Annotated in this window: 13 protein-coding genes and 1 pseudogene; 8 read left to right on the forward strand and 6 right to left on the reverse strand. The window is 70.1% G+C overall.

From position 1 onward, the window contains the following. Window positions 1-2,340: SDR family NAD(P)-dependent oxidoreductase (locus AB0J97_RS49430; RefSeq protein ID WP_364103779.1), on the forward strand; the 2,340-nt coding region annotated here is incomplete at its 5' end. Between the two features lie 43 nt (window positions 2,341-2,383). Next, window positions 2,384-3,721 (forward strand): crotonyl-CoA carboxylase/reductase, encoded by a 1,338-nt coding sequence (ccrA, locus tag AB0J97_RS49435; protein WP_364103782.1) that lies wholly within the window; start codon window positions 2,384-2,386, stop codon window positions 3,719-3,721. 30 nt (window positions 3,722-3,751) lie between these two features. Here ccrA and AB0J97_RS49440 read toward each other — a convergent pair whose 3' ends face one another. Beyond that, a complete protein-coding gene (locus tag AB0J97_RS49440) occupies window positions 3,752-5,281 on the reverse strand; it encodes an AMP-binding protein (RefSeq protein WP_364103785.1) in 1,530 nt (509 codons plus the stop codon). Window positions 5,282-5,427: 146 nt separating this feature from the next. On the opposite strand from AB0J97_RS49440, the gene AB0J97_RS49445 reads away from it, so the two are divergent. After that, window positions 5,428-5,649 (forward strand): phosphopantetheine-binding protein, encoded by a 222-nt coding sequence (locus tag AB0J97_RS49445; RefSeq protein ID WP_364103788.1) that lies wholly within the window; start codon window positions 5,428-5,430, stop codon window positions 5,647-5,649. Window positions 5,650-5,663: 14 nt separating this feature from the next. Here AB0J97_RS49445 and AB0J97_RS49450 read toward each other — a convergent pair whose 3' ends face one another. Both AB0J97_RS49450 and AB0J97_RS49455 read right to left on the reverse strand, forming a co-directional pair. After that, window positions 5,664-6,614: an acyltransferase domain-containing protein gene (locus tag AB0J97_RS49450; protein ID WP_364103791.1), complete on the reverse strand. Its 951-nt coding sequence runs from the start codon at window positions 6,612-6,614 to the stop codon at window positions 5,664-5,666. Between the two features lie 17 nt (window positions 6,615-6,631). Further along, the gene (locus AB0J97_RS49455; protein ID WP_364103794.1) at window positions 6,632-7,492 is read right to left on the reverse strand and encodes a 3-hydroxybutyryl-CoA dehydrogenase; all 861 of its coding nucleotides are present in this window, start codon (window positions 7,490-7,492) and stop codon (window positions 6,632-6,634) included. A 449-nt stretch (window positions 7,493-7,941) separates the two neighbouring features. Here AB0J97_RS49455 and AB0J97_RS49460 point away from each other — a divergent pair, with 449 nt between their 5' ends. After that, window positions 7,942-8,691, forward strand: a complete 750-nt coding sequence (locus AB0J97_RS49460; protein WP_364103797.1) for an alpha/beta fold hydrolase — start codon at window positions 7,942-7,944, stop codon at window positions 8,689-8,691. Between the two features lie 183 nt (window positions 8,692-8,874). Here the strand turns inward: AB0J97_RS49460 and AB0J97_RS49465 are convergent. Continuing rightward, a pseudogene (locus tag AB0J97_RS49465) lies at window positions 8,875-8,970 on the reverse strand (IS5/IS1182 family transposase); the annotation flags it as partial. 134 nt (window positions 8,971-9,104) lie between these two features. Here AB0J97_RS49465 and AB0J97_RS49470 point away from each other — a divergent pair. Both AB0J97_RS49470 and AB0J97_RS49475 read left to right on the forward strand, forming a co-directional pair. Then, window positions 9,105-9,464 (forward strand): hypothetical protein, encoded by a 360-nt coding sequence (locus AB0J97_RS49470; RefSeq protein WP_357701632.1) that lies wholly within the window; start codon window positions 9,105-9,107, stop codon window positions 9,462-9,464. Then, a complete protein-coding gene (locus AB0J97_RS49475; protein WP_364103800.1) occupies window positions 9,461-10,258 on the forward strand; it encodes a hypothetical protein in 798 nt (265 codons plus the stop codon). Before AB0J97_RS49470 ends, AB0J97_RS49475 begins: the two co-directional genes overlap by 4 nt. Here the strand turns inward: AB0J97_RS49475 and AB0J97_RS49480 are convergent. After that, window positions 10,239-13,088 carry a CHAT domain-containing protein gene (locus AB0J97_RS49480; protein WP_364103803.1) on the reverse strand — a complete coding sequence of 950 codons (2,850 nt, stop codon included), beginning with the start codon at window positions 13,086-13,088 and terminating at the stop codon, window positions 10,239-10,241. The two genes, AB0J97_RS49475 and AB0J97_RS49480, sit on opposite strands and share 20 nt — an antisense overlap. A 243-nt stretch (window positions 13,089-13,331) precedes the next feature. Between AB0J97_RS49480 and AB0J97_RS49485 the strand changes: the two genes are divergently transcribed. Beyond that, entirely contained in the window at window positions 13,332-17,030 is a 3,699-nt protein-coding gene (locus tag AB0J97_RS49485; RefSeq protein ID WP_364103806.1) for a right-handed parallel beta-helix repeat-containing protein, read from the forward strand. A 148-nt stretch (window positions 17,031-17,178) separates the two neighbouring features. Here the strand turns inward: AB0J97_RS49485 and AB0J97_RS49490 are convergent, their stop codons facing one another. Further along, window positions 17,179-18,162 (reverse strand): CocE/NonD family hydrolase, encoded by a 984-nt coding sequence (locus AB0J97_RS49490; protein ID WP_364103809.1) that lies wholly within the window; start codon window positions 18,160-18,162, stop codon window positions 17,179-17,181. Window positions 18,163-18,233: 71 nt separating this feature from the next. Between AB0J97_RS49490 and AB0J97_RS49495 the strand changes: the two genes are divergently transcribed. Further along, on the forward strand, window positions 18,234-19,103 hold the full coding sequence (locus AB0J97_RS49495) for a helix-turn-helix transcriptional regulator (protein WP_364103812.1): 870 nt from the start codon (window positions 18,234-18,236) through the stop codon (window positions 19,101-19,103). Window positions 19,104-19,111: the final 8 nt, after the last annotated feature.

Genomic DNA, 19,111 nt, shown 5'->3' on the forward strand with positions numbered 1-19,111 from the left:
AACCTCCCCACCCCCACCACCAACACCCCCCCACCCACCACCATCAACACCCTCCACAAAAACCAACCCGAAACCCCCACCCTCCTCCACGCCCTAGCCACCATCCACACCCACACCACCACCCCCATCACCTGGAACACCCTCCTCACCCCCACCCCAACCACCACCACCAACCTCCCCACCTACCCCTTCCAACACCAGCGCTACTGGCTCCTCCCGAAGACCACCCGCAAACCGGTCTCCACGGCGGACGACGGCTTCTGGGAGAAGGTGGCGTCGGCGGACACCGACGACCTGGCCACCCGGCTGAACGTCGACACCGATTCTTTGAAGGCCGTCCTGCCAGCCCTGACGTCGCTGCGGGACGAGGAACGCAAGAGGTCCAGGCTCGACACCTGGCGCTACAAGGTGACCTGGCGCACGACCACCGCCCCCACCCTGGAGAAACCGGGGGACGCGACGTGGCTGGTGGCCATACCCAGTCAGGACCTGCCGATCGTCCGCGACGTCCTCGCCGGCCTGGCGGAGAACGGCGTCGAGGTCCGCACCCTTGTGGTCGGCGATGAGGACCGCGCGACGCTCGCGGACACCCTTCGCGCGGAACCTCCCGTGTCCGGCGTGCTGTGCCTTCTTCCGCTCGACGACGGACCGAGCGCGGCCCACCCGACCTTGTCCCGCGGCACCGCGTCCGTCCTCACGCTGGTGCAGGCGCTGGCTGACGCCGACGTGACCGCGCCGCTCTGGCTCGCCACCGCGGGTGCGGTGGCCGTCGACGAGGCCCGCGAGTCCGTGAACCCGTTCCAGACCTCCGTCTGGGGGTTGGGCGCGGTGCTCGCGGTGGACCATCCGGACACCTGGGGCGGGCTCGTCGACCTGCCGCACGCGCCCGGCGCGGCGGACGTCGCGCTGCTGCACGATGCGCTGGCGGGAACGACGGGCGAGGACCAGGTCGCGATCCGGGCGGGCGTCCTGCACGCACGCCGCATGGTGCGATCCCCGTACGGCGAGGAAGAGCCGACGCAGGGCTGGAAGCCGCACGGAACCGTCGTGATCACCGGGGGAACCGGCGGGGTCGGCGCGAACGTCGCCCGGTGGCTCGCCCGGGAGGGCGCCGACCACCTGGTGCTGGTGAGCCGGCGCGGCCGCGACGCCGAGGGCGTCCCCGAGCTGGAAGCGGAGCTGACGGGCCTGGGGGCCGCGGTCACGGTCACGGCCTGCGACGTCACCGACCGCGCAGCCGTGCGAGACCTCCTCGGCTCGCTGCCCGGCGGTGCCCCGCTGACCGCGGTGATGCACGCGGCCGGCGTCGGACACGACGACGTGCTGGTGGCCGACATCACCCTGGACGACTTCGCCCGTTTCGGACGGGCCAAGGTCGGCGGAGCCGTGATCCTGGACGAGCTCCTGGGTGACCGCCCCCTGGAGGCGTTCATGATGTTCTCGTCGGGCGCGGCCGTCTGGGGGTCGAGCGGACAGGCTCCCTACGCCGCCGCCAACGCCTTCCTCGACGGGCTGGCCCTGCGTCGACGTGGCCGAGGGCTGGCCGGCTCCTCCATCGCCTGGGGCGGCTGGGGCGGCGGCGGAATGATGGAGGCCGCCGGGGAGCGGCTCGGCCGCAGCGGGTTGAGGGCGATGGCGCCCGACGCCGCCGCGATCGCGATCGGCCAGGTCGTGGGCGGTGGCGCCGCCCACCTGGTGGTGGCCGACATCGACTGGGGACGCTTCGCGCCCGTCTTCTCGCTGGCCCGGCCCCGCCCGCTGATGAGCGGCGTGCCCGAGTTCGGTCAGGCGCTCGACGGTCCGTCCACCCGCGAGGACGACGAGGAGAACAGGGGGCTGGCGGCCTCCCTGGAGGGCCTGCCCGCGGCCAAGCGGGAGCGGGTGGTGGTGTCACTGGTGCGGTCGGCGGCCGCGACGGTCCTGGGACACGTCTCGGACGACTCCGTCGAGCCGGACCGGGTCTTCAACGAGCTGGGGTTCGACTCGCTGACCGCCGTCGAGCTGCGCAACCAGCTGAACCAGGCCACCGGGCTGGAGTTGCCGGTCACGCTGGTCTTCGACCATCCCACCCCGACGGCCCTCGCCCGCTTCATCCTGAACAGGCTTCTTCCCGAGGCGCCGAGCACGTCCGGCTCCGTCCTCGTCCAGTTGGAGGAGCTGGAGCGGCTGCTGCGGGAGCAGAGCATGTCCCCCGAGGACAGGTCCGAGATCGGCAAGCGGTGCCGGGCCATCCTGCTGGCGGCCGAAGAGGCGTCCGACCTGCCCGAGGAGCAGGACCTCGACGACCTCACGGACGAAGAGCTCTTCGCCACGCTGGACGATCAGCTCGGCCCGTCCTGATCCGGGCACCACCTCCCAGCCACAACCCACCCAAGGAGAATCGATGGACGAGATCAGAGACGTCCTGGTGTCGGGGGAATTCGACGCCGAACAGGTCCGGCATCTCCCGATACCGGAGAGCTACCGGGGCGCGGTCGTGCTCCGCGACGACGTCAACCTCTTCGACGGGACCCCCACGGAGAACCGCGATCCCGCCAAGTCCCTGACCATCTGGGACATCCCCACGCCGGAGCCGGGCCCCGGCGAGGCGCTCGTCGCGGTGATGGCCAGCAGCATCAACTACAACACGGTCTGGAGTGCGATCTTCGAGCCGATGCCCACCTTCGGCTTCCTGAAGCGGTACGCCAAGTCGGTCCCCTCCGCCAGCGGCCACAACCAGCCCTTCCACGTGCTCGGCTCGGACATGTCCGGAGTCGTGCTGAAGACCGGTCCGGGGGTGCATCGCTGGCAGGCCGGCGACAAGGTCGTGGCGCACTGCCTGTCGGTCGAGCTCTCCTCGGCCGACGGCCACGACGACAGCATGCTCGACCCCGACCAGCGCATCTGGGGCTACGAGACCAACTACGGCGGCCTCGCGCAGCTCAGCCTGGTCAAGGCGAACCAGCTCATGCCCAAGCCCGCCCACCTGACCTGGGAGGAGGCGGCCTGCTCCGGCCTCGTCCACTCCACGGCCTACCGTCAGCTCATCTCACGCAACGGGGGGCAGATCAAGCTCGGCGACGTGGTGCTCGTCTGGGGCGCCGCGGGCGGGCTCGGTTCGTACGCGACGCAGCTCGTCCTGCGCGCCGGGGCGATCCCCGTGTGCGTGGTGTCCAGTGAGACGAAGGCGGAGCTCGTCCGCGCCCAAGGGGCGGAGCTGATCATCAACCGGAGCGCGGAAGGCTACCGGTTCTGGAAGGACCCGGAGACCCCCGACACCACGGAGTGGAAGCGTTTCGGCTCGCGGATCCGCGACCTCACCGGCGGCGACGACCCTGACGTGGTCTTCGAGCATCCCGGCCGGGAGACGATGGGCGCCAGCGTGTACGTGGCGCGCCGCGGCGGCACGATCGTCACCTGTGCCTCCACCTCCGGCTACCAGCACCAGTACGACAACCGCTACCTGTGGATGGCCCTGAAGCGGATCATCGGGACCCACTTCGCGAACTACCGTGAGGCGTGGGAGGCGAACCGGCTCATCACCAAGGGGGCGGTCCACCCCACACTGTCCGCCGTGTACGGCCTGCACGAGGTCGGGGCGGCGGCCCGTCGCGTCCACGAGAACACCCACAGCGGCAAGGTGGGGGTGCTGTGCCTGGCGCCGCGTCCCGGCCTCGGCGTCGACGATCCCGAGTTCCGCGCCCGCCACATCGACCAGATCAACCGCTTCCGCGAGGACTGACCGCGTTTCCGGAATGAAGCGTCAAGGGTCTCAAAGGTCGTCAGGGGCCACCGTCGTCCCCGCGACCAGTTCCGCGGCCCTGTCCCGCAGCCCCGCCCGGTCGACCTTCCCGTTGGGGTTCAACGGCAGCTCGTCCAGATGGCGGTAGTGACGGGGAATGAGACCCGTCGGAAGCGTCCTGCGGAGCTGGGCGGCGAAGCGGGAGATCGACGTGGGCCGCCCGGTGTAGAACACGACGAGCTCGGTGGCGTTCCCGGCCGTGGTGCTCACCGTCACCGCGTTCTCGACGCCCTCGCAGCCGCGCACGGCGTGGTCGATCTCGGCCGGCTCGACCCGCCAGCCCTGCACCTGGACCTGGCTGTCGGCCCGCCCGAGGTAGACCAGCTCGCCGTTGACGGCCCGCCGGACCCGGTCGCCGGTGTTGTACCAGACGCGGTCGTCACGCTCCACGAATCGTCCCTTGTCGTGGTCGGGGTCGAGGTAGCCGGGAGTCAGCTGCGGCCCGGTGATCCACAACTCTCCCTCGGTGTCCGCGAGCCGTCCGTCCTCGATCAGCAGGTGGTCGTGCCCGGGGTTCACGGACCCGATCGGCGACAGGCCGTTGACGCCCAGCCCGGGCGAGATCTCCTGGCACCAGCGGTGGCCGGCGATGGTGACGGTCAGCTCGGTCGGGCCGTACAGGTTCTCCACGACGGAGGCGGGGGCGGCACGCTGCCAGTCGGCGGCATCGGCGCACCTCAGTGCCTCTCCGGCGAAGAAGCTCCAGCGCAGGTGCGGCATGGCGGCCGCGCGAAGGCCGCCGGTCCGCCGCACCGTCCAGATCGCGCTCGGGGTGGAGAACCACACCGTGACGCCCTGCTCCGCCAGGAACGACGGCAGGTCCCGGTAGGCGGCCGGGGGCACGGCCACCGAGGTCGCGCCCGCTCCCCAGGCGCAGAACAGGTCGAACATGGCGCAGTCGAAGGTCAGGTCGAAGGTCTGCGAGAAGACGTCGTCGCAGGTGAAGTCGTACCGCCCGGCCAGGAACCGGAAGTAGTGGCCGGTGTTCCCGTGGGTGATCGGCACTCCCTTGGGAACGCCCGTGGAGCCGGAGGTGAACAGCACGTAGGCGATGTCGTCGGCGCGGACCGGCCGAGGTTCCGGCAGGGCGCGGCTCGCGCCGACCGCGAGGACGTGCACCTCCAGGCCCTCTGCCCGAAGGGTGGCGGCGACCTCTCCCCCGCGTTCGTCGACGATCAGCGTGGACACCCGGGCGGCCTCGATCATCTGCCTGGTGCGCGCGGCCGGGAAGTCCGGGCGCAGCGGCACGACGGTCACCCCCGCGGCGAGGCCGGCGAGGATGCCCGCGTAGCAGACGGTCCCCTTGCCGGCGAGCACTCCCACGGCAGTGGGCCGCGGGGAGGGCGTCCGCAGCAGCGCCCCGCCCCACGACAGGGCCAGCTCGTGCAGCCGCTCGTACGTCGCGCTGTCGTCGCCGACCCGGAACGCGGTCCCGCCCGGTGACTTCCGCAGGCCGTCCAGAAAAAGTCCGTAGAGGGCCGAGACGGATTCCCCTGCCATTCTTTCCTCCTCGCCTGGCATTCACTTGTATTTTCTGGACTTTGCCGCAGACGGCCTATATCGTCAAATAGATCAGCACTCCGAATCCGCCGACAAGAAAGGGTTCGCACATAATGTGGAACGATCAGTTCGAGACCATTCTGCGAATGCGCCTGCCCTTTCTCGCACCCGACGAGAAGGTTCAGGAGGACCTCGACCTGATGGCCTTCGGCCTGGATTCGCTCGGCATAGTCGACCTGCTGGCCGCTCTGGAAAGCGCGTTCGACGTACGGTTCCAGGACGAGGCGCTGGCCCTGGACACCTTTCGCACTCCGGGCACGCTGTGGGGCGTGCTGAGCGGGCTGTCCGACCGGTCGCCCGGCCACTGACAGGCCGGGTCGGTCTAGGCGACCGGGGCCCGGGGCGGCGTCATCGCCGTCCTCGGGGTCACCGGCGTCACCTCGAAGCTCTCCCTGGTGATCGCCACCCGGCCGAACAGCGCGTCCGGACCGGCGACACACACCTTGGCGATCTCCAGCCGCCGCAGCGCGGCCACCACCTCCGGCCAGCGGAGTGGCCTGACGAAGCCGTCCAGCAGCATCGTCCGTACGCCTTCCCCGGTGGTCAGCAGGGTCCCGTCGTGGTCGTCCACCACCGGCAGCCTGGGGTCGGCGAAGCGCAGCTCCCCCATGACCCGCTCCTCGGCCAGGCGCCGCAGCGGCTCGAACGCGGCCGAGTGCATCGGCGGGCGCATCGTGTACAGCGGCAGCCCGCCGGCCGCGCGCACCCGCTGCTCCAGCCACTCCACCTGCCGCTCCCTCAGGGAGAGCATGAAGAAGTCGTGGTCGACGGTGCAGGAGAGGTCGTGCCATTCGCCGCGTTCGTCGAGCTCGGCCAGCACCTCCTGGAGCCTGGGCTCCGGGGTCCTGACGAACGAGCAGGTGACGATGTCCTGATGGGCCCGGCCGAAGTACTCCTCGGTGCAGCGGGCCAGGCCCGCCGTCATGCGGACGGCGTCCTCGAAGGACAGGGCGCCGGAGTACGCCGCGGCCGCCTTCCCGCCGAAGCTCGGTCCGGCGCACACCGCCGGCGTCACGCCCAGGGTGCGCTCCGCCCAGTCGGCGAGGGCCAGGCAGTTCACCATGAACGCCACCTGGGCCGCCTCCGAGTAGTCGCCCTCCGACCGGTGGAACCGGTCCGTCAGCGGATAGCCGACGACGTCGTCGGCCAGGGCGATCAGTCTGCGCGCGGCGGGATCGCCCCGCATGAACTCGGCGACGTCCGCGAACCGGACCGGGCCCATCCCCGGGAAGATCATCGCGGTGCCGCCCTTGGCGCTGTCGCTGAAGTCCACCAGTCCTCCGGTCAGGATCACGGATAGTCGTAGAAGCCCCGGCCGACCTTCTTGCCCAGCAGGCCGCCGTCGACCATGCGCAGCAGGAGCGGCGGGGGCGTGTAGAGCGGTTCCTTGAACTCCTCGTACAGGGCCTCGGCGATGGAGGCCACGACGTCCAGGCCGATCAGGTCGGCCAGCCTCAGCGGGCCCATCGGGTGGGAGCAGCCCAGCGTCATGCCCTTGTCGACCACTTCGGCGGGGGCGAACCCGCTTTCCACCATGCGCACGGCCGACAGCAGGTAGGGGATGAGCAGCGCGTTCACCACGAATCCGGCGCGGTCCGGCGACCGGATCACGTCCTTGCCGAGCGTCCCGGCGACGAACGACTCCACCCGCGCGAACGTCGCCTCCGTCGTCAGCAACGATCCGATCAGCTCCACCAGGGGAAGCACGGGAGCCGGGTTGAAGAAGTGCACCCCGATCACCTGGCTCGGCCGGCCGGTGGCCCGTGCGAGCCTGATGATCGGGATCGAGGAGGTGTTCGAGGCGAGGATCGCGTCCTGGTCGTCGAGGATCTTGTCGAGCGCGCCCAGCACCTCAAGCTTGATCGACTCACGTTCCGGCACGGACTCGAAGACGAGGTGCCGGTCGGCGAGTTCGCCGAGATCGGCGACGAACGACACGCGCCCCAAGGCCGCGTCCCGCTCGGCCTCGGTGATCCCGCCCTTGCGCAGGCCCCGGTCGAGCCATGCGACCAGGCGCCGCCGGGCGGGTGCGAGCGACGTCTCGGCGGAGACCGCGACGCGCACGTCGAGCCCCCGGCGGGCGCACACCTCGGCGATGCCCGAGCCCATGACGCCGCCTCCGACGATGCCGACCTTGCTGATCTCTCTCATCGTGTCTCCCGTGACGTCTGCCTCGACCAGCGAAAGGGAGCACGCGCCGGCTCTCGGACGACGTCGGGACACACCTCTCCCGTCACCGTGACCATCGGTGGACGGCCATTACGGAAAACGGCGCTTCCCTTTCGAAAGGCTGGCTTCCTGCCTGCTCAACCGGCACGCTATATGGGCGTTTTCCACACCCCAACCCTTACGTCCCCCCTAGCGGCTTTCGCGACAAGCATCTGGATGCGGCGTCTCTCCCCTATCCCTCCCGTAAAGGCGCTTCCACAGTGCTCGGCAAAGGCTGTGCTCAGCAGGACATCCCCCTACCCGTCCCGGGTTCGCCGGGAGCGGGCTGTGGCGAGTGGGTATGATCGGCATTCTCGCGAGAGATGATTCGCCGTTTCATCGTCCCGGCTTCTTTTGCGAAAAGAGCACGGTCGTCACGAAGGAGGGACGCAGTGACCCGAGCGAATCCCTGGCTCCACCGCTTCCATCCGTCGCCGGAAGGCGACCTGCAGGTGGTCTGCTTTCCGCACGCCGGCGGCTCCTCCAGCTTCTACCACGCCTTGTCGGCCGTCCTTTCGCCCTCGGCCGAGGTGCTCGCGGTGCAGTACCCCGGCAGGCAGGAACGCCGCCACGAGGCGTTGGTCAAGGACCTGCGGACACTGGCCGGCCAGGTCGCCGACGCTCTGGATGCCGAGTCCGACGACCGGCCGCGGCTCTTCTTCGGGCACAGCATGGGGGCCCTCGTGGCGTTCCAGACCGCCGTGGCTCTGGGCGGCCGCGGCCCCGTGGCGCTGTTCGCGTCGGGGCAACGCGCCCCGAGCCGGGCCCGCTTCGAGATGACGCACCTGCTCGACGACCAGGCGCTGGTCGAACACGTGAAGATGCTGGACGGCAGCGCCGCGGCGGTGCTGGACGACATGGAGCTGCGCCCCCTCGTACTCCCCGTGATCCGCTCCGACTACCGTGCGATCGAGACCTACCGGTTCGGCGGAGAGGCCCCGCTGTCCTGCCCCGTCGTGGCGTTCTCCGCCGATGACGACCCCCTGACGAGCCTGGCGGAGGTGCAGGCGTGGAGCCTGCACACCAGCGCCGGCTTCGAGCTGCGCGCCTTCTCCGGGGGCCACTTCTTCATCCGCGACCACTACGCCGACGTGGCCGAGGCGATCGGCGAGTTCCGGAAGCGGTCCGCGTACCGTGAATGATCGGCAGGCGGCGGGACGCCCGTAGGAATCGGCCCGCTCGGCCGCGCACAGGTCCGTCAGGTACGCCGGCGTCTCCTCCGCCGCCACCGCCTCCCGCGGCTCCCCTGCTGTCGCCGCCCTGACGTCCTCGAACCGGGTGATCAGCCACACCTCGACCGCCTGGGACGTGGCGGTCGGCGCCACCCGGGAACGGCGTTCGGCCCGCTGTGTGCGGATGAGGTGGGCCAGACAGGTCGAGGTGTGGTTGGACAGCGGAATCGAGGCACGGTAAGACAGCAACGAGGATCTTCTCGGCCCGACCGGGAGCCTCCTGTCACCCCGCTGTCGCTCTAGGCATACCTCCCTCGTGACCAGCGTCGCCAGGGTGAGAAGGCTCGGTTGGGTTCGCGCAGGAAACGAGGGAAGAGAATTCGATGGGCGAGCTGATCGCATGGTGTTGTGAGTTTCTGGAAGAACTTCGCGAAGAGGCCGTCGAGCATGACCTGTCCGAGGAGTTCGAGTCCTGCCTCGACGGGATCCTGCGCGGAGAGGATTGCACCGACCGGCTCACCGGGCTGTTGGTCAAGATGGGGCAGGACGTCGAGCCCACCCGTGGCGGCTACGGCCTCCCTCCCGGGCTGCGGGGTGATCAAGGTGCTGTGCTGAAGGCCGTCTGCCCCAACGGTGTCTGCTCGCGGATGGTGCCGTGCGACATGGATGACCCCGGGAGGCCGGTGCTCTCGTGCGCGATCCAGAATCGGACGATGCCTGAGAAGTGGGTGCCGCGCGCATGACCAGCTTCCTGGCCGGTCTCGGCGGCAAGCTGGCCGAACGCTGGCTCGCGCGACTCGCGCTGCCCGGCTTCCTGTACGGCGTGTTCCTGGTCATCGCGTTCCGCCTGAGGCAGGAGCACGCGGTCGACTGGAACCATCTTGCGCATGCGAGCGCCGACCTGCTGGACGAGCTGGCCCGGACGCGGCCCGGCATTCTCGCCGCGGAAGCCGCCGGAGTGCTGCTGGGCGCGGCGCTTGCCGGGGTTCTGGCTCAGGGCTTGGCCAGGTTGCTGCTCAGCCTCTGGTTCAACCCCAGGTGGAAGCGGCTGGCCGCGCATTCCGCGATCGGTGCGCGCATGCGGTCGGCCGAACAGCGGGTGTCCGATTTCTACGCTCTGGATCTGACTCTCTTCTGGCCCCGCCTGTGGCTGGTCCTGTCCGCCCAGGTGCGCGGCGGGCTGCGCGACGCTGCGTCGGCGCTCGACTCGGCCGTACTGACCAGCGCTTGGGGGCTCGCCTACCTGCTGGTGGGCATCGTGTGGTGGCCGGCCGCCGTAGGCGGGGCGGTGGTGTACGCGACCGGGTGGTTCCTCGCGCGAGAGCGCACTGCCAACCTGGCGGCGCTGGTGGAGGCCGCCGTGGACATCGGGCTGAGACCGGTGGCCAGGTCGCTGGGCATCGCACCGTCGAGCGCGGCGACCCCGGCTGAGCTCGGCATCCTGCTGGCGCCCTACCTGCACAAGGTCCGTCCACCCTCACCACGCTCTCGTCCAGCCGCGCCGAGCGCACCCCCGGTCAGGAGCCGACGTGAATGAACGGCGCCCACGCAGCCGGGGTGGTCGACTCGCCCCGTAGGGTGCGCGCAGCCGCGTGGACGGCGGCGGCGACCGGGTGTCCCCCCTGCAGATTCTGGTAGAAGAGCTCGGTGAACCGCCTGGCGGACTTGTCTCCCGCCTGCCAGAGCGTGCCGACCGTGTGACGCACGCCGGCGATCTGCAGGGCGGAGGTCAGGTGCAACATCTCGTCCGGCATGTGCTCACTGCCACGCGCTGTGTGACACGCGGACAGCACCGCGAGGTCCAGGCTGTCCAGCCGCTGCCGCATCAGGTCCGAAACGGTGAGTCTCTCGTTCTGCAGGACGAGATGGCTGTTCGATGGATGGTGCGCGTCGGTCTCCCCGTGGCAGGCGAAGTGCACGCGCCGGCTGCGGCCGAGTGCCGCGAGCACGCTGCCGGCGTCGGCGTCGTCGTGCTCCAGCAGCACCGACTCGGGGAAGGCCCGAACCAGCGCTTCGACTTCGTGGGCTGCTTCGTCGAGCGGCCGGCCCGGCAGCAGCGTGGAGCGCGGCACCGAGACGATGAGAGAGGGGCCGGTGGCCGGAGGTTCCCGTCGGGCGGGGAGCAGCCGCAGTGTCGGAACGTAGGAGGAGACGACTCGGTCCAGCACGCAGTTGCCATCGCGCTCGGCCGCGTGCAGCGGCAGGAAGACGAGCGGCCCGGTCGGCGACCAATGCACCCGCGGCGGATCGTCGGTGGCGGAGGTGACGCCCAAAGCCGTGAGTACCGGCTCGGACACCACCTCCCACAACCAGGCGAGCGTTTCCCGCAGGGCGCCTGTGAGCTGTTTGCGCTCGCGCGGCCCTGGGCGGTCGGACAGCCTGGTGACCGCTGCCGTGAACCCCGCCGCGTGCTCGCCGGCCTCTTCCAGGGTCAGATCAGGCAGGGGAACCACGGTGACATCGCGTGAGCCGGTGACGATGAGAGCGTCGCATCGATAGCGGCTGACGTTGATCACCACCAGCGGGTCGGACCCGAGACGCGTGCGCACGTCGGCAAGCCGAGGGGGCAGAAGGTAGCGCTCCAGCCCTGGCAGAGATCGGATGGTCCGCGTCAGCCTGAGCATCTCGTCGGCCAGCGTGTGGCGGCGGTCGGCCGCGGCTCCATGACGGGCCTCCCCCGTTTCCGCGAGCTGCTCGCGCAACTCTGCCATCCGGACGGCCTCGGCCGGGGCGTATGGCCGGATGAGGTCGAGGTCGTGGTTCTGGCGTCCGGCGAGAGCCTGGTCGATGAGTGTGGCCCGGCCCTGTTCGAGCAGTTCCAGGGCCCGTTGCGGGGAGCCCGTGGTCAAGGCGCAGGCACAGGCGTCACGGGCCAGATCGGTGGTGAGCCCGGCCAGGCCGCGCTCCCGGTCCCTGAGGCTCAGCGCGGGCGAGGCCACGTGCGGCAGCAACTCGATGACCTGTGCGCTCAGATCGGTCGCGAGCGACCAGTCTTCCGCGGCGGCGGCCAGAGCGACGCTCATGCTGCCCGTCAGCACGCTGTTGACCGTCTCCCCTCCCAACCGCATGGCTGCGGCCAGCCCGGCCCTCGCCTGCTCGTGCCGGCCGGCCATGGCGGGGTAGTGCTGAACCCACAGCCCGGTCAGCGTGCCCACGAGCCCTTCCAGATGTCCGAGGTGCTGGCGGGAGGTGGGGTTGGCCGCCGCCGAGTCGCGGGCGTCCGTCGCGACGCGGACCGCCTCGGCGAGGACGGCCGGGCTTCGCCCGCGCTTCCACAGCGTCCACAGGCCCATGGCGAAGTTCGACGAGAAGGACGCATAGTCGGCGGATGCGTGGGGTGTGCGTTCGACCGAGCGGCGCAGTAAGGAGAGGGCCGTGGCCAGCTCGCCTTCGTCGTCCAGGACCAGGGCCCGCAGGTGCAGACTGGAGCCGAGCTCGTTCAGCAGGCCCACGGCCAGCGCGTGGCCGGCCGGCAGGAGGTCGAGCGCTTCGCGCAGGAGCTCGATCGATCTGGCCAGCAGCTCCGCGTCTTTGGTGTGCCAGCCCTTGACCGCGTACGGCTGAGCGGCACGCATCAGCAGAAACCATCGCTCGCCGGCGTGCTGGAAGGCGGGATCCAGCGCCTGCCCGGCCAGTGCCAGCGCCTCGTCCAGCGCTGCGGTGTCCTGGCTCTTGCGGAAGCGGGCCAGAAGTTCGGTGATGGTGCTGAGCAGAGCGCGACCTCGTGTGCCCGGATCAGTGTCGCCGTCCTCGGCGGAGGCGCGATGCCTGCTGCCGATCCTGTCCGGGCCCCCCACGAGGTCGTGCACGGTGGCGCGGCTGTGCCGGATCCTGGCATGCAGGGGGTGCTCGGGCCCGGCGAGTGCGTGGGCCTCGTCCACAGCTGCCACTGCTCGGCTCAGGTCAGTCTCGGCGCCGTTCCTGAGATATCGCAACCGCCAGGCGTTCGCCTGCACCGCCAGCAGTGCCGGGCGTTCGGCGGAGTCCGCCGGGAGCCGGGAGAGGCAGTCCTGGAGGAGCTCGACGGCGCAGTCCGCCAGAGCCAGTGTGGCGCCGCCGGTCACGAGCCGGTTGCACGCCTCGGACACCGAAAGGCAGTCCGCGGGCACCGGGCGGCACGCTCCCAGGGCGGACACCTGTGCCGCCAGCTCCGTTTCCGTGCTGCGATCGGGCTCTCGCAGCAGGCAGAGCAGCACGCCCGCGGCGGCCGCCGTCAGCAGGGGGCTGTTGAACTGCTGAGCCTGGTTCAGGAGCCGGGTCGCCGTCTCGCTCCAGTCCGCCTGACGCTCGATCTCCTGCCACACCAGCGCCACGGCCGCCGACTGCTCGGCTGTCGCGGTGAGCAGCTCGCGCAGGCGCTCCGCCACCTCGTCATGTTCCATACGGGCGAGCTTCCCTCCGAAGTGCCGTTGCCGCTGTTCCCGGGGGCCATTCGGGGAGCATGGCCATTCAGGTCAAGACATGGCAGATCACCAACTCTAGACTGCGTGGGAAACGTATTCGGTTGGTGGGTACGGGGGTGCGCGTTGGGCGATTTGGTGGTCTCGGCACATGGCCAGGGTCAGTTCTGGACAATTGGGGACGCAATACGCGCTTCACGTGCGTCCGACGTGGTGACGGTGCTGCCCGGAGAGTACCGAGAAATGGTGCATTTGGATCGTTTCGTGGTGCTCAGAGCGGCCGATGCGGGCACCGTACGCGTGGTATCCCCCCAGGCGGCCCTTCTGGTCACCTCTCCCGAAGAGGTCATTGTGCGCGGGATCGCGTTCCACGGGACGGCGACCGACTGGGCCGCAGTCGTGGTGGGCGACGGCGGCCGGGCGTTGCTTGAGGACTGCTCCGTTTCGGCGTCCTCATGCGGTGGCGTTTACGTGAATCAGGGTGGTATGGCCCGTATTCGCCGCAGCCGCGTCCACGACTGCCACGAATACGGACTGTTCGCCGTGCCCGACTCTCGCCTTGTCGCGTCAGATGTCACAATTGCCGGAACCGGTGGGCACGCCATCGTCTTCGACGGCGCTCGGGGAGAAATCAAGGAAAGCCGAATTCAGGAGACCTTGGGCTTCGCCTTCGTCAACGGCACGGACGCCGCCATCCGCGACTGCGAAATAGCGAACTCGACCGGAAACGCCATCGTGGTGCGCGGAAGCAACCCCACGATCGTGCGCTGCCGGATCACAGGGGGCCCGGAGAACTGCCCGGCCGTGGTGGTGAAGGAGACAAGCGCCCCCACGGTCGAGAGGTGCGACATCGAGCGGGCTTCGGCGACCGGCCTCCTCATCGAGGGCGACTCCACGGGAACGTATTCGGACTGCCGGATCTCCGACCCGGGAGCCGGGACGCAGTTCGGGGTGTCGGTCTCCGACAGGAGCTCCCCGGTCTTCCGGAACCTCCGCATGAACGGCGTCGGACTGCAGATCACCGACGCGTCCGGCACGTTCGAGTCCGTGGACATCAGGGATGACAGCCGGGCCTCCGCCATATCGATCCTGGGCAACGCCAGGCCCACGCTGCGCGACTGCACGATTCATCGCTCCCGGAGCAACGCGATCTTCATCAACGGGGGCCGGCCCCTCATCGAGAACTGCACCATCGACGGCGGGGAGAACGAGGTGACCACCGATCCGGCGATCTTCGTCACCGGAGGGGCAGCACCCGAGATCACCAACTGTTCGGTACGGAGAGTGGCCGGCAACGGGCTGGCCATCCTGGAACGTTCTCGGGGAACCTACAGCTCTCTTCGGTTCTCGGCGACCGGCCGGGGGACGACAGCGGCGGTGGGGGTGGCCGGCGGCAGCGACCCCGTGCTGCGTGACCTGATCATCGAGGCGAGGGGCAGCGGCCTGCTGATCAAGGGCGCCGGCGGCACGTATGAGGATGTCGACATCAGCGGCGGGACGGAACCGAGCTTCTGGATGACGGAGGCCGCCGGACCGGTGGCCCGCCGGGTGAGGATCCGCGATGTCGCGGGCAACGGACTGAAGATCGACGCCTCGGGGGGCTCCTACAGCGACATCGCCATCGAGGGCGCGACCTACCCCGCGATCTATGTCGGCGAAGGCGGCGACCCCACTGTGGAGGACGCGCGCATCGCGAACTGCCAGTCGGGGCTGGTGGTGAACTCTTCGAGTGGTGTCTTCGCGGGCCTGCGCATCACGGACCCGCAAGTGTTCGGGGTGGAGGCCGGCGGGGGCGGTTCGATCACCGTCCGGGACTCGGTTGTCGAGCGGGCGGGCCGTCACGCGTACACGGTCGACAACGGCAGTTTCACCCGGTGTCGTGCGGTCGCCGCCGGCGGAGCCGGCTTCCACGTCCATGGCGGGCGGGTGCGGTTGGAGGACGTCACCTTACAGGGCTGCGCCACCGGCGCCGAACTTGCGGAGGGGGCGGCGGCGACCCTGCGGAAGACGAAGGTGACCGGCAGCACCGGGAGCGGTGTGATCATCCGTACGGATGAAAGCGTGCTCCTGGACGGATGCACTGTACGGGACAACGCAGGCGGTGACCTGATCGGCGCCCATCGTCCCGGAGTACGGCTGGTCGACCACGACGGGGAGTTCGCGCCCGCCACCGCTGTGGGGGAAGAACCCGCCGTCGTCGCGACCGCTGCTCCCGCACACGCCGGTCCTGCCGAGATCGGCGAGTCCACCAGCGGCAGACCGGACGTCGAGAGTCCGGCCGGGTCCGCGATGGCGAAACTGGAGGCGCTCATCGGCCTGGAACAGGCCAAGGCCCAGGTGCGACGGCTCGCCGACCGGCTGCGCCTGGACATGCGGCGCCGACAGGCAGGGCGACCTGTACGCAGCGCGCAGCAGCACCTGGTCTTCGTGGGTCCACCCGGTACCGGCAAGACCACCGTCGCCCAGCTCTGGGGCAGGATCGCCGCCGAGCTCGGGGCACTGAAGAGCGGTCATCTGGTGGAGGCGAAACGAGCCGACCTTGTCGGCGAGCACATCGGTGAGACCGCGCCGCGCACCCGGAAGACCTTTGAACGGGCCCTCGGCGGGGTGTTGTTCATCGACGAGGCCTACACGCTCGTGCCGGAGGATTCGGGCCGCGACTTCGGTGGCGAGGCGATCGGCGAGCTGCTCACGCTGATGGAGGCGCACCGGGATGAAGTGATCATGATTGTGGCGGGTTATCCCGCCGAGATGGAACGCTTCCTCGACAGCAACCCGGGGCTGCGCGACCGGTTCAGCCGCACCATTTCCTTCCCGCACTACTCGCCGGCGGAGCTGGTGGAGATCACCGCCAAGCTGGCCAGGGACGAGGGGTACGAGCTGTCCCAGGAGACTCTGCCGCTGCTCGCGTCCCACTTCCAGCAGCAGCTCGTCGGGCCGACCTTCTCCAACGGGCGTGCCGCCCGGAACCTGTTGGAGAAGATGGCGGACAACCTGGCGGCGCGAGCCGCGGCGGGCGGGGCGGACCTGGACACGCTGCTCCCCGAGGACCTGCCCGCGGAGGTGCGCGGCGGTGGACGCCGCCGGGACGAGGCGGCGCTCGCCGAGGCGCTGGCGCAGCTCGACGCGATGATCGGGCTGTCCGAGGTGAAGAGTGAGGTCAAGCGCCTGGTGATGCGCATGGAGAACACCCGTCGGCGGGCCGAGGCCGGACTGCCGACCACGGTCCCGGTGCGCCACCTGGTCTTCACCGGCCCGCCCGGCACGGGCAAGACCACGGTCGCCGGCCTGTACGGACGGATCCTGGCGGCCCTTGGCGTGCTCCCGCAAGGCCAGGTCACCGTCGTGACGCGGGCCGACCTGATCGCGCCGTACGTGGGGAAGACCGCGCCGCTGACCCGGCAGGCGTTCAAGCGCGCGGTCGGCGGGGTGCTGTTCATCGACGAGGCGTATTCGCTCATGCCTCAGAGCGCGACGCAGAACGACTTCGGCCCCGAGGCCCTGTCCACGCTGCTGACTCTGATGGAGGAGCACCGGGACGACACCGTGCTGATCGTCGCAGGTTATCCGCAGGAGATGGAGCACTTCCTCGACGCGAACCCGGGCCTGCGCCACCGTTTCGGCGCGACCGTCCCCTTCACCTCCTATGACGATGAGGAGATGGTGGAGATCGTGCGCCGCAAGGCGGAGGCCGAGGGCTATCGCTGCGCGCCCGAGGCGCTGGAGCGGCTGCTGGAGGCGTACCGGCAGTATCCCCGCACAGACTCCTTCGGCAACGCAAGGCATGCGGAGAAGACGCTGGAGCGCATGATCGACCGCCAGGCCGAGCGCCTGTCGGAAACCCTCGCCCCCGACCGCGACGCCCTGACCCTGTTCACGGGCGACGACGTCCCTGACCCACTTCCGTGAAGGGGATCGGGAACGTCGTCCTGACCGACCGCTGCGACCTCGGTGCCCGACGGATTCAGACGCCGGTGGGCGTGGGGCGGCTTGGGGTGGAGCTCTTCTGCGAGTGAGGGGCACCGCTGCCGGGCGCCGGGTCCCCAGCGGTGCGAGGTCAGTTCGCCAAGGGGAGCATCACGTTGCTCGGGCCGAGGTCGACGGTCACGGACATGGCGGCGGGGCCGGTGGTGACGTAGTCCTTGTCGTTCGCGACGAGCACGATCCCGGTGCGATGGCCGGCCGGGAAGACGTGGTCCGTGGCGTGCAGGCGCCAGCTCACGGTGCACGCCTGGCCGGGGCGGACGGCCTTCGGACGGGTCACGGAGTCACGGTTCTTGACGTCGATGGAACCGCGCGTGACGATCGGCAGCTTGGTCGGCGTGCCTCTCGGGGCGAGAGCCAGGGGGCCGTGAGGTAGGCGAGCCGGTAAGGTGCGCCGGCCGACGGGTTGGCGATCATTTCCGCTGCGTACCGCGTGGGGTCGTCGGTGAAGGTCTGGGTCGCGCTCGTGGCGGGCGTGTCTCCGAGGGTGCCCACAGCCGACGAATCGGCCGGACCGAACCACATGCGAACCGGCCGGGAATCGGGATTGGCGATCCTCTGATCCCGCGCGTAGTCGTACCAGCTGGAGATCGCACCTGGAAACGATGGTCCTGAGCCCCTCCCCTCGGGCGGCGACCGCTTCGGCGAGAGTGCCGTCGTAGGAGAGGCCGATCAGGCCCACGGCGCCGGTGCTCCAGTCTGCGGCCACCGCGCGCCCGTTCGCGTCGGTGGCGTGTGCCCGGCCGTTGAGCCAGTCGACGGCCGCGGTCGCGCTGAGGACGTCCTCACTGCCACCGGTCGTCGGGCATCCTGCCGAGGCGCCCGTGCCCTGCACCTGACCCTCATCCCGTTCAGGGTCTCCGCGGGGCGCATCACGGCCGCGGCGACCCGGTCGCGGCGGCCGTCGCGATCGCTGTCCATCGGCGTCTCGACGTACACCGTCTCGCGCACCGCCTCCGCGCAGGAAAAGGCGGGCTGGGTCCGCCCGTTCCGCACAAGGAGGGTCGGCGCGGCCGACGCCGGCGCCGCGGGCAGGCGGCGAGCGGTGCTTGACCATGGACGTGTGTAGTACTGGCAGGGCCTGCTACGCCCTTGGTGGCCGGCTGGGCGAGGAAGCAGACTTGGGGCATGGGCGACAACGACTTGGGCGACTTCCTGCGGGCCCGCCGTGCCGGACTCACGCCGGACGAGATCGGCCTGCCGGTCGAGTTCGACGCCGGTCGCCGGGTCGCCGGTCTGCGGCGCGGGGAGGTCGCGCAACTGGCCGGGGTGAGCACCGAGTACTACACCCGTCTGGAGCAAGGCCGCGCCCGGCAGCCGTCCGAACAGGTGCTGCATGCCCTGTGCGACGCGCTGCGGTTCGACGACATCGAGCGGCGGCACCTGTTCGCCCTCGCGGGCGCCGCGGCCGGGCGCAAGGACCGGGCCGAGCACTCGTCACGGATACGACCGGCGCTGCGGCAGGTGCTGGAGTCGATGGAGACGGCTTCCGCCTTCGTCACCGACCGGAACCTCACCGTCGTCGGCGGGAACAGGTTGTGGGCGTCGCTGTTCCCCGACGTGGCCGAGCTGCCGCGCCGGGAACGCAGCATGGCGCGCTGGACGCTGCTGGATCCGCGCGCCCGCCTGGTGTGGTGCGACTGGGAACGCGTCGCCCGTGACTACGTGCACGGGTTGCGGCTGGCCGCCGCCGCCCAGCCGCGGAACCAGCACATCGCCAACCTGATCGGTGAGCTGATGATGCGCTCCCCCGAGTTCCCGGCGTGGTGGTCGGAACACCGCGTCCAGGAACGCAGCACCGGTCTCAAACGCCTCCGCCACCCGGTCGCCGGTGACCTGGAACTGCAGTACGAGATCTTCACCTCGGTCGCCGACCCTGGCCAGTCGCTCGTCGTCTACTGCGCGCCGTCCGGCTCGCCGTCCGAGGAGCGCCTGCGGCTGCTGGCCAGCTGGGGCAGCGAACCCGTCACCGCTCGGGACGCCGCCGCCGGGTCCTGACCACCACT

Origin of the sequence: Nonomuraea sp. NPDC049607 (genome assembly GCF_040675375.1) — a bacterium.
Classification (GTDB): domain Bacteria; phylum Actinomycetota; class Actinomycetes; order Streptosporangiales; family Streptosporangiaceae; genus Nonomuraea.

Excerpts from the sequence above, each read along its gene's own strand:
- ccrA (WP_364103782.1), top strand. The coding sequence starts at position 2,384 with ATGGACGAGATCAGAGACGTCCTGGTGTCGGGGGAATTCGACGCCGAA.
- AB0J97_RS49440 (WP_364103785.1), bottom strand. The coding sequence starts at position 5,281 with ATGGCAGGGGAATCCGTCTCGGCCCTCTACGGACTTTTTCTGGACGGC.
- AB0J97_RS49445 (WP_364103788.1), top strand. The coding sequence starts at position 5,428 with ATGCGCCTGCCCTTTCTCGCACCCGACGAGAAGGTTCAGGAGGACCTC.
- AB0J97_RS49455 (WP_364103794.1), bottom strand. The coding sequence starts at position 7,492 with ATGAGAGAGATCAGCAAGGTCGGCATCGTCGGAGGCGGCGTCATGGGC.
- AB0J97_RS49470 (WP_357701632.1), top strand. The coding sequence starts at position 9,105 with ATGGGCGAGCTGATCGCATGGTGTTGTGAGTTTCTGGAAGAACTTCGC.
- AB0J97_RS49475 (WP_364103800.1), top strand. The coding sequence starts at position 9,461 with ATGACCAGCTTCCTGGCCGGTCTCGGCGGCAAGCTGGCCGAACGCTGG.
- AB0J97_RS49490 (WP_364103809.1), bottom strand. The coding sequence starts at position 18,162 with ATGGTCAAGCACCGCTCGCCGCCTGCCCGCGGCGCCGGCGTCGGCCGC.
- AB0J97_RS49495 (WP_364103812.1), top strand. The coding sequence starts at position 18,234 with ATGGGCGACAACGACTTGGGCGACTTCCTGCGGGCCCGCCGTGCCGGA.